General features: G+C 68.3%; 10 protein-coding genes and 1 rRNA gene. 3 read left to right on the forward strand and 8 right to left on the reverse strand.

What is annotated here, in order from left to right:
* Positions 1-320: 320 nt before the first annotated feature.
* The 4 genes from ACYVGQ_RS17590 to ACYVGQ_RS17605 form a co-directional block, all read right to left on the reverse strand.
* Entirely contained in the window at positions 321-1475 is a 1155-nt protein-coding gene (locus tag ACYVGQ_RS17590) for a cystathionine gamma-synthase (RefSeq protein ID WP_460785975.1), read from the reverse strand.
* Positions 1476-1528: 53 nt separating this feature from the next.
* A complete protein-coding gene (locus ACYVGQ_RS17595) occupies positions 1529-2485 on the reverse strand; it encodes a carbohydrate ABC transporter permease (RefSeq protein ID WP_460785976.1) in 957 nt (318 codons plus the stop codon).
* Positions 2482-3621 (reverse strand): carbohydrate ABC transporter permease, encoded by a 1140-nt coding sequence (locus ACYVGQ_RS17600; protein WP_460785977.1) that lies wholly within the window; start codon positions 3619-3621, stop codon positions 2482-2484. The genes ACYVGQ_RS17595 and ACYVGQ_RS17600 overlap by 4 nt, the downstream gene beginning before the upstream one ends.
* 106 nt (positions 3622-3727) lie before the next feature.
* Positions 3728-5047: an ABC transporter substrate-binding protein gene (locus ACYVGQ_RS17605; protein WP_460785978.1), complete on the reverse strand. Its 1320-nt coding sequence runs from the start codon at positions 5045-5047 to the stop codon at positions 3728-3730.
* Positions 5048-5315: 268 nt separating this feature from the next.
* Here ACYVGQ_RS17605 and ACYVGQ_RS17610 point away from each other — a divergent pair, with 268 nt between their 5' ends.
* Positions 5316-6317 carry a LacI family DNA-binding transcriptional regulator gene (locus ACYVGQ_RS17610; protein ID WP_460785979.1) on the forward strand — a complete coding sequence of 334 codons (1002 nt, stop codon included), beginning with the start codon at positions 5316-5318 and terminating at the stop codon, positions 6315-6317.
* 72 nt (positions 6318-6389) lie between these two features.
* On the opposite strand, the gene rplL is transcribed toward ACYVGQ_RS17610, so the two are convergent.
* Positions 6390-6773 carry a 50S ribosomal protein L7/L12 gene (gene rplL, locus ACYVGQ_RS17615; protein ID WP_460785980.1) on the reverse strand — a complete coding sequence of 128 codons (384 nt, stop codon included), beginning with the start codon at positions 6771-6773 and terminating at the stop codon, positions 6390-6392.
* A 50-nt stretch (positions 6774-6823) separates the two neighbouring features.
* Positions 6824-7312, reverse strand: coding sequence for a 50S ribosomal protein L10 (gene rplJ, locus ACYVGQ_RS17620; protein ID WP_460785981.1), 489 nt, complete (start codon positions 7310-7312; stop codon positions 6824-6826).
* A gap of 337 nt (positions 7313-7649) precedes the next feature.
* Here rplJ and ACYVGQ_RS17625 point away from each other — a divergent pair, with 337 nt between their 5' ends.
* Entirely contained in the window at positions 7650-8327 is a 678-nt protein-coding gene (locus ACYVGQ_RS17625) for a YqaJ viral recombinase family protein (protein WP_460785982.1), read from the forward strand.
* Between the two features lie 18 nt (positions 8328-8345).
* Here the strand turns inward: ACYVGQ_RS17625 and ACYVGQ_RS17630 are convergent, their stop codons facing one another.
* Complete coding sequence (locus ACYVGQ_RS17630) at positions 8346-9251, reverse strand: LysR family transcriptional regulator ArgP (protein WP_460785996.1); 906 nt, start codon at positions 9249-9251, stop codon at positions 8346-8348.
* Between the two features lie 61 nt (positions 9252-9312).
* Between ACYVGQ_RS17630 and ACYVGQ_RS17635 the strand changes: the two genes are divergently transcribed.
* Positions 9313-9975 (forward strand): LysE/ArgO family amino acid transporter, encoded by a 663-nt coding sequence (locus ACYVGQ_RS17635; protein WP_460785983.1) that lies wholly within the window; start codon positions 9313-9315, stop codon positions 9973-9975.
* Positions 9976-10158: 183 nt separating this feature from the next.
* Here ACYVGQ_RS17635 and rrf read toward each other — a convergent pair.
* A 5S ribosomal RNA gene (gene rrf / locus ACYVGQ_RS17640) occupies positions 10159-10275 on the reverse strand.
* Positions 10276-10280: the final 5 nt, after the last annotated feature.

The following is a 10280-nucleotide window of genomic DNA, read 5'->3' on the forward strand; positions in this document are numbered from 1 at the left end:
TCCGGATGCTGCCGGTCACGGTGCGGATGCTTCCCGTGACGGTGCGGATGCTGCCGCTCGGCGTGCGGTCGGCGGGGAGCTCGTCAGGTCGGTTCGTGTCGTCGGTGGTTTCGGGCAGGGATGAGTCGGTCAAGAGAGCTTCCGGGATGCGCAGCGGTCGAATCGATTCGAACGAATCAATCCGACCATGCTACTCCCCTGAGGCGATCGACACGGATGTCGGCTCGGAACACGGATGTCGGCGGATCCGGCCGATCCTGACCGACAGGCGTGTTCTCGATCGACGGCTGTCCGGGAATCTCGGGACGTGCCCGAGGAGGTCAGCGCGCGATGCGCGCGAGGGCCTGCTCGAGATCGGCGATGAGGTCGGAGACCCCCTCGATGCCGACGGACAGCCGCACCACGTTCTCCGGAACGGCGAGCGCCGTGCCCCGCACGGAGGCGTGCGTCATGTCCGGCGGGTAGCCGATCAGCGACTCGACGCCGCCGAGCGACTCGGCGAGCTGGAAGAGCTCCGTCGACTCGGCGAAGGTGCGAGCGGCATCCGGTCCCGCGGCGAGCGCGAGGGACAGCATCCCGCCGAACCCGCTCATCTGACGGGTCGCGATCTCATGGCCGGGGTGCGAGGCGAGGCCGGGATAGAACACGGTCTCGAACTCAGGACGGGAAGCCGCCCACTCGGCGATCGCCGAGGCGTTCTCGGAGTGCTGACGCACGCGGACGGCGAGGGTCTTGATGCCGCGCGTGGTGAGCCAGGCGTCCAGGGGCGCGGAGACCGCGCCGACGGCGAACTGCTGGAACTTGATCGGCTCGAAGAAGCGATCGTCGCCGAGCACGATGGCGCCGCCGAGGACGTCGGAATGCCCGCCGAGGTACTTCGTGGTCGAGTGCACGACGAGGTCGGCGCCCAGCGCCAGCGGCTGCTGGAGCGCGGGCGAGGCGAAGGTGTTGTCGACGACGAGGACGACGCCGGCCGCGTGGGCGATCTCTGCGATCGCGGAGACGTCGACGATCTTCAGCAGGGGGTTGCTGGGCGTCTCCAGCCAGACGATCTTCGTCTCGGGACGGATCGCGGCGCGGACGGCATCCGCATCCGAGAGCTCGACCGTCGTGGTCTCGATGCCCCAGGGCGCGAGCACGCGGGTGAGCAGCCGGTAGGTGCCGCCGTAGACGTCGTTGCCGAGCACCACGTGATCCCCCGGCCGGAGGATGCCACGCAGCAGCGCGTCCTCGGCCGCAAGACCCGAGGCGAACGACAGCGCGCTGGTCCCGCCCTCCAGCGCGGCGAGCTGCACCTCGAGCGAGGAGCGCGTCGGGTTGCCGGCACGGTTGTACTCGTACCCCTCCCGGAATCCGCCGATGCCGTCCTGCACGTGCGTGGAGGCCTGGTAGATCGGCGGGATGATCGCGCCGGTGAGGGGGTCGGGGGCCTGACCTGCATGGATGGCGCGCGTGGCGAAGGAGGGAGCGGACATGGCATCAAGCCTACGTCCGCTCCCTCCTCCTGGGCCGCGCGTGTTACGCCGCGCTACCCCTTGGTCGAGCCCGCCAGGAGCCCACGGACGAAGTAGCGCTGCAGGGCGAAGAACACGATCAGCGGGACGATGATCGACACGAACGCGCCCGCGGTCAGCAGGTACCAGCCCTCGCCGCGTCCGGTGATCTCCGCCAGCACCTTCGTGATCGGCGCAGCCGGCCCGTCCGCGAAGACGAGGGCGACGAGCAGGTCGTTCCACACCCACAGGAACTGGAAGATCGCCACCGAGGCGATCGCCGGCATGGTCAGCGGAAGGACGACGCGGAAGAAGATCTGCCCGCGGGACGCCCCGTCCACCCGCGCCGCCTCGATGATCTCGCCGGGGATCTCCGACATGAAGTTGTGCAGCAGGTAGATCGCCAGCGGGAGCGCGAACATCGAGTGCGCGATCCACACCTGCGCATACCCCTGCGAGGCGTCGAGGCCGAGCGTGACCTGCAGGCCGAAGAGGTTGATGCCCCGCGAGAACGACGTCAGCAGCGGGACGAGCGCCATCTGGATCGGGACGATCTGCAGCGCGAACACGAAGATGAACAGCGCGTTGCGCCCCTTGAAGTCGATCCACGCGAAGGCGTACGCCGCCATCGCGGCGATCATCAAGGGGATGATCGTCGCCGGGATCGTGATCGCGATCGAGTTCACGAACGATTCCAGGATCGTCAGCTGCGTGGTGCCCGACTGCAGCACCTCGGCGTAGTTCTCGAACGTGAACTGCGGGTTGACGAAGAACTCCCACCACCCCGAGGTGTTGATCGCATCCCTGTCGCGGAACGACGAGATGAACAGCCCGAGCGTCGGAATCGTCCACAGGAACGCGATGACGATCGAGGCGATCGACGCCCACGGTCTGCTCAGCTTCTTCCGCGTGCGGGCCGCCGAGGCGTCCAGGCCTCCCCCCGTCGTGATCGCGCGGGTGCTCTGGCTCTCGGTCTTCACGGTGCCGCTCATCGGATCTCCCGCTGCTTCTTGATCTGGCGCGCGTTGTAGATGACGATCGGCAGCACCAGGATGAACAGGATGACGGACAGCGCAGCGCTGCGCCCCGCCTCGAACTTGGAGAACTGCGTGTACATCTCGTTGGCGAGCACGCTGGTCCCGTAGTTTCCGGCCGTCATCGTGCGGACGATGTCGAACACCTTCAGCGAGGCGATCGAGATCGTGGTGAGCACGACGATCAGCGCCGGACGGATCGCGGGGACGGTCACCGACCAGAACCGCTGCCAGGCGTTCGCGCCGTCGAGCTCGGCCGCCTCCAGCAGTTCGGCCGGGACGCCCTTGATGGATGCGGACAGCACCACCATCGCGAAGCCGGTCTGCACCCAGATGAGCACGACGATCAGCGCCAGGTTGTTCCACGGCTCGTTCAGCAGGAACTGCTGCGGCGTGCCGCCGAACCAGACGATGATCTGGTTGAGCAGGCCGATCTGCTCGAACTCCGGGCCGCGGTACTCGTACATGAAACGCCAGATGATGCTGGCGCCGACGAACGAGATCGCCATCGGCATGAAGACGAGGACCTTGTAGATCCGCTCGCCGCGGGTGCGGTCGATGAAGACCGCGTAGGCGAGGCCGACGAGCGTCGACACGGTCGGGACGAGCAGCACCCAGATGATCGTGTTCACGACCGAGGTGATGCCGTCCGACTGCGTGAAGATCCAGACGTAGTTGGCGAAGCCGATGAACTCGTTCCCGTTCGAGTTCCAGAACGAGGCGTACACCGTCTGGATCGAGGGCAGGATGAGCCCGACGAGCAGGAGCAGGAACGCCGGAGCCATGAAGGCCACCAGCTGGATCAGGTACCCGGCGCCGTCACGGGAGCGGTAGTCCAGGAAGAAGAACAGCGCTCCCACGGCGACCGCCACGCCCATCGCCCAGTAATAGGAGTTGAAGAACCACATCACCGCGAGCGGGATGAGAAGGCACATGGCCAGGCGGATGCCGGTGTAGAGCGCCCCCTTGCGCGGGGCGACGTCGACGAGCAGCAGGATGAGAGCCACCACGACGGCGAAGGCGATGACGACCGCCACCGCCTGCAGGACCGGCGGCAGCGAGCCGATCCAATCGAAGAAAACAGTCGCGTTCACGGATTCCCCTTCATGACGCGGAGTGCGGACGACGCGTGCCTCGTTGCACGCGCCGGGGTAGAGGAGGGCCGCCCCGCCCACGGCGGGGCGGCCCTCCCGGAACGGATCAGCTGGACGGCCAGCCGGTCTCGATCTGCGTCAGGACCTCATCGGTCGAGCTGCCGTTGATCCAGGCGACCATGCCCTTCCAGAACGTCCCGGCGCCGACCGCACCCGGCATCAGGTCGCTTCCGTCGAAGCGGAACGTGGTCTCCGGGTCCTGCAGGATCTTGATGGTCTCCTGAAGGATCGGGTCCTGGGCGTTGTTCGGGTCGAGGCCGTTGTTCGCCGAGGTCACGCCGCCCAGGCTCACGCGGGCGTTCGCCCAGTCGGGGCTGGAGAGGTACTCGAGCACCTGCTGCGTGGCCTCGGAATCGCTGAACGCGCCGACGATCTCGCCGCCACCGGTCACCGTCGTCTCGCCGGCGGTCTCACCCGGGAGGATGAAGGCCCAGACGTCGCCGTCCTCGGCGACGTTCGTGCCCTCGGGGTAGAAGCCCGACAGGAACGAGGCCTGGTGGGTCAGCGCGCAGTCGCCGCTCGCGAGAGCGGGCGCCACATCGCCGAAGGCCGTCGAGTTGATCGAGCGGACGTCTCCGAACCCGGCGTTGACGTAGTCCGGGTTCAGGAGGATCTCGCCGACCGAGTCGAACGCGCCCTTGATCGCATCGTCGGTGAACGGCACGTCGCCGGTCACCCACTGGTCGTAGACGTCCGTGCCCGCCTGGCGGAGCACGTAGTCCTCGATCCAGTCGGTGCCGGGCCAGCCCGTCGCGGTGCCGGACTCGAAGCCGGCGCACCACGGCGCCGTGCCCGTGGTCGACTGAATGGTCGCGGTGAGCTCGTTCAGCTCATCGAGAGTGGTCGGGACTTCGACGCCCCATTCCTCGAACTTCGCCGGCGAGTACCAGATCCAGCCCTTGACGCTGGCCATCAGCGGAGCGCCGTAGAAGGTGCCGTCGACCGTGCCGTAGTTCACCCAGTCCTCGGTCCAGTACTCGTTGGCGTTGGCCTCGACGGGCTCGGGGGCGGGCTTGAGGAAGTCGCGCGAGGCGAAGTCCGCGAGAAGACCCGGCTGGGGGAAGATCGCGATGTCCGGCGGGTTGCCGCCCTGCGCGCGGGTGCCGAGCTGCGTCTCGAAGTCCTGGCTGCCCTCGTACTTGATGTCGATGCCGGTCTCCTCCTCGAAGTCCGCCCAGGACTCCTGCAGGAGCTCCGCCTCGGCGTCCACGATCGTGCCGTAGATCGTCACGGTCTCGCCCTCGACGTCCCCACCGCCGCCACCGCCCGACGGAGCGCCGGGCGCGCCGCACCCCGCGAGGGCGACGCCGGCCGCGCCGAGAAGGACCAGTGGTGCGAGTCGACGCCTGTGCTGTGAAAGACCCATGTGATTTCTCCTCTTCGAGTTTCACGTCCCCAGCGAACTCCGGCCGTCTCGTCAGCGGCCGTATCGGGAACCGATTCCAGGCCAACCTACTGGCCCGAGCATGCCTCGCACAATGGGGAATCATCACAAGCGCGCAACCTTTGGCCTCTTTCCCGCGTGATCATGGGAGCGCTCCCTCGGTCCCGGACTGGAACCGGTTCCCTTTCTGCGCCGATCCGACTACGCTGTGCTCCGTGCGCATTGACGCGCGCGACGCCGAGGAGGACGCATGAGCACGATCGCGGATGTCGCCGCGCGCGCCGGCGTCTCCAAGGCCACGGCGAGCCGCGCGCTCAGCGGACGGGGCTACGTGTCCGCCGAGACGCGCAGGAGGGTCGCCGCCGCCGCCGGCGAGCTCGCGTACGTCGCGCACTCGTCCGCCACGAGCCTCGCCACCGGACGTACGGGGACGATCGCGGTGATCGTCCCCTCGATCGACCGCTGGTTCTTCGCGGAGCTCGTCACCGGCGTGCAGGAGGCGCTCCTGGACGCCGACCAGGACCTCGCGCTGTACGGCATCCAGGAGGGCAGCCGGATCCGCGAACGCGTGTTCGAGGACATCCTCCCCCGTCGACGCTTCGACGGCCTCATCGCCGTCGGCATCCAGCCCAGTGCCCACGAGCTGGAGAGGCTCCTGCGTCTCGACCGCCCGCTGGTGAGCGTCGGCCCCTACGACGAGGGCGCCAGCGCTGTATCCATCGACGACGGCGGCGCCGCGCGGATCGCCACCGAGCACCTGCTGGATCTCGGGCACACCGACATCGCCTTCATCGGTGGCGGCGCCGCGCACGAGGGCGCCAGCATCGGAGACGAGCGGCGCGTGGCAGGCTATCGCGAGGCGATGGAGGCTGCGGGCGTGCCTGCGAGGGTGTGCTCCGCGGATTCGACGATGCCGGGCGGATACGCTGCGGCCGTCGACCTGCTGAGCGATCGGCGCGCACGGCCCACGGCCGTCGTCGGAGTGTGCGACGAGGCCGCGATCGGAGCGGTCATCGCGGCACGACGCCTGGGCATCGCCGTGCCGGCGCAGCTCAGCGTCATCGGCATCGACGACCACAGGGATGCCGAGATGTTCTCCCTGACGACGATCCGGCAGCGCCCGCGAGAACAGGGACGCGAGGCGGTGAGGCTGCTGCTCGCGCAGCTGGGGGACGCGGATGCCGGCGTCGAGCATGTCGCCGCGGCATCCGCACTCGTCATGCGCAGTTCGACGGCGGCCCCTTCCTCCTGACCTGCGGACGCCCGGACATGCAGAAAGGCCCCGGGCTGACCCGGGGCCTTTCGAAGCGTGCGGACGACGCGATTACTTGAGGGTAACCGTCGCGCCAGCCTCTTCCAGAGCGGCCTTGGCCTTCTCGGCGGCCTCCTTGTTGGCGCCCTCGAGGACGGCCTTCGGTGCACCGTCGACGACGGCCTTGGCCTCGCCGAGGCCCAGCGAGGTGAGCTCGCGGACCGTCTTGATGACCTGGATCTTCTTGTCGCCGGCAGCCTCGAGGATGACGTCGAACGAGTCCTTCTCCTCCTCGGCCTCAGCGGCGCCTGCGCCACCAGCGGCGCCGGCGACGGCGACGGGGGCGGCAGCGGTGACGTCGAACTTCTCCTCGAACGCCTTGACGAACTCGCTGAGCTCGACGAGGGTGAGCTCTGCGAACTGCTCGAGCAGCTCCTCAGTGGTGAGCTTAGCCATGATGTATCTCCTAGATTGATGGGGTTTGTGAGAACGAGATCGCCGGTCGCTTACGCGGCCTCGGCGGTCTCCAGCTTTTCGCGAAGAGCGTCGATGGTCGCGGCAGCCTTGCCCATCGTCGCCTTCATCATGCCCGCAGCCTTCGCCAGCAGAACCTCACGGCTCTCGAGCGAGGCGTACTTGTTGACCTCGTCGGCGGTGAGGGTGTTGCCCTCGAAAACGCCGCCCTTGATCACGAGAAGCGGGTTGGCCTTGGCGAAGTCACGCAGAGCCTTGGCGGTGGCGACGAAGTCGCCGTGCACGAAGGCGACGGCGGACGGACCCTTGAGGTCGTCGTCCAGCGCCGTGATCCCCGCGTTGTTCGCGGCGATCTTGGTCAGCGTGTTCTTCACCACGGCGTACTCGGCATCCTGACGGATGCTGTTGCGCAGCTCCTTGAGCTGGGCAACCGTCAGACCCCGGTACTCGGTCAGCAGGACGGCGTTCGAGCTCTCGAAAGACTTCGTGAGCTCGGAGACCGTTGCATCCTTCTGCGCCATGGTCACTCCTTGGTGGATTCGGGGCGCCTCACGGTGGTGAGGCGTCGACTTGTGACCGCCCGCTCATGCAAAAACGCTCCGGCGCAAGCGACGGAGCGTGGAATCCAGCGAGCTGGAGAAACGTTCATGTCCCCTGCGCGGGCCCCTGCGTGAGCAGTGCTTCGATCGCCATGCATGCACGACGACGACCAGCGGTCTTCGGTTACCGGAAGTCTATCCCACTCCGCGCGCTCTCCCAAATCCTCCGCGATTCGTCCCCTTCGATGCCACGGGGGAATGCGGGGGCGGCACGGCGTGGGCGGCAGTCGTCGTCAGAGGCGCGAGCTAGGCTCAACGGGTGACTCCGGAACTTCAGGCGCGCATCGTCGCGGACTCCCGCGATCGCGTCGCGTGGCTGAGGGCGCGCGCCAGGGGGATCACAGCGACGGACGTGGCCGGATTATCGGGTGAGAAGTCCATCACGCGCGCGGCGGACGCGAAGCTCGGAGGCGGCGCGCGGTTCGGCGGCAACGCCTATACCGACCACGGTCGACGTCGCGAGCCCGAGATCGCGGCCTGGGTCGCGGCCACCCACGGCATCCAGCCCTCGTCCGCGCTGTTCCGCGCCGCGGTCGAGCACCGGCACCTCGCGACGCCCGACGGCATCGTCGAGGATGCCGGCGGGCGCATCACGCTCGCCGAGATCAAGACCACGAACAAGGACTGGCGTACGATCCCCCGCACCTACCTCCGCCAGGTGTGGTGGCAGCAGCACGTCCTCGGCGCGGAGCGGACCCTGTTCGTCTGGGAGGAGCACGATCAGTTCCGCCCCATCCACGACGAGCCCCGTTGCGTCTGGATCGAACGGGATGACAAGGAGATCGGTCGCCTGGTGCAGCTGGCCACCCGCCTCATCGACGAGCTCTACCATCGGACGACCGGACAGCGCGCCCCGCAGGCGGAGTCCGCGGCGGACGGCCGTCGCCCGTCTCTCCGGGAGCGCGACATGTTCCGGGCGCTCGCCCTCTCCGACTGAGCGACTCCCGGCCAAGGATCAGCGCCCGAGCACGCGGACGGCTTCGTCCCGGACCTCTGCGGCGATCGCGTCCAGCAGCTCCGAGCGCAGATTCCACTGCTGCCAGTACAGCGGCACTCGCACGGGGTCCCCGCCGAGGCGCACGAGTCCCCCGTCCGCCTCGGCGGCGACCGACTGCAGTGCGGGCAGCATCCCCCACCCGAGACCGAGCAGGACGGCCTGGGCGTAGTCATGGGATGCCGGCACGTAGTGCCGCGGGACGCCGCGCTCCTCGACGCCCCGAGCTCCGAGCCACCGGTGCTGCAGCGAGTCGCGCCGATCGAAATCCACGAACGGCGCCCTCTTCAGCGCCTCGGCCGTCACGCCGTCCGCGAACCAGCGGGCGGCGAACTCGGGGGTGGCCATCGCGCGGTAGCTCAGCACACCCAGCGGCGTCACCGTGCACCCCGCCACGGGGCTCGACTCCGAAGTGACCGCGGCCATCACCTCTCCGGACTCGAGCAGGCGGGCCGTGTAGTCCTGATCATCTCGATGGAGATCGAAATCGATGGCGCGCGCACCGGCGAGGCGCGCAAGGGGGGCGAGGAACCACGTCGCCATGGAGTCGGCGTTCACGGCGAGAGGGACCATGACCCGGCGGGCCTCCGCGGTCGCGTCCAGCCCGAACGACGCGAGTGCGTCGTGCTCCAGGAGAGCCGTCTGTCGCGCGAGCCGCACAACGGCCTCCCCCGCCGCCGTCGCCGTCGACGGCCTGCCGCGCACGATCAGCACCCGACCGAGCTGCTCCTCGAGCACCTTCAGCCTCTGGCTCACCGCAGAGGGAGTGATGTGCAGACGTGCCGCCGCGGCATCAAGGCTTCCTGCGTCGACGATCGCCGCGACCGTGGCGGCGAGCTCAGCGGGGATTCCGTTCACATAAGCCATGCTAATGCTCATGAAGGACTCCTGGCTGTACCTAATGCGAGGAGAGATCTAGCCTGGCAGCGTGATCTCCTTCTTCGCCGGCCTCGGACTCGGGCTCTCCCTCATCATCGCGATCGGCGCACAGAACGTCTTCGTGCTGCGCCAGGGAATCCGTCGCGAGCACGTGCTCGCCGTCGTCGCGATCTGCGCCCTGTCGGACGCCGTCCTCATCGTCGCCGGCGTCGCAGGGCTCGGCTTCCTCGTGGAGCGCGCCCCCTGGCTGATCGTCGCCGCACGATGGCTGGGGGCCGCCTTCCTGCTCTGTTACGGCCTCCTGGCCGCGAGGCGGGCAAGGCGGGGTGCGGACGCTCTGATCGCCGAGTCCGACCCGGCGGATCCCGCACCCGCCTCGGCGCCGGGCATCCGGACGGCGACGCGTGCACGCCCAGGACTCGCGCCCGTGGCGCTGACGGTCCTTGCGCTCACCTGGCTGAACCCGCACGTCTACCTCGACACCGTGCTCATGCTCGGATCGATCGCGGCCACGCACGGCGAGCAGCGCTGGTGGTTCGCGGCCGGCGCGATCCTCGCGAGCGGCCTGTGGTTCACCGCGCTCGGCTTCGGAGCGCGCTACCTCAGTGGCTGGCTCGACAGCCCGAGATCCTGGCGGATCCTGGACGCCCTCATCGCCGTGATCATGATCGCCATCGCGATCAGCCTGATCCTGCCCGTGCTCGGATCCTGACCCGCCGCAGTCCGGAACGGCCCGCCCGCGGTCCGCACGAAGGACAGGATCGGCGGCACGGCTCTGCGCGGACGATCGGCAACGCCGGCAGGATGTACCGTTGACGATCGTGCCGTTAACGACGATCGTGCTGTTAACGCAGAAGAGCCACCCAACTCTGGGTGGCTCTTCTGTCTAAAAGAAGTCCGGCGGTGTCCTACTCTCCCACAGGGTCCCCCCTGCAGTACCATCGGCGCTGTGAGGCTTAGCTTCCGGGTTCGGAATGTGACCGGGCGTTTCCCTCACGCTATGGCCGCCGAAACACT

It is taken from the genome of Microbacterium tumbae, assembly GCF_054780175.1.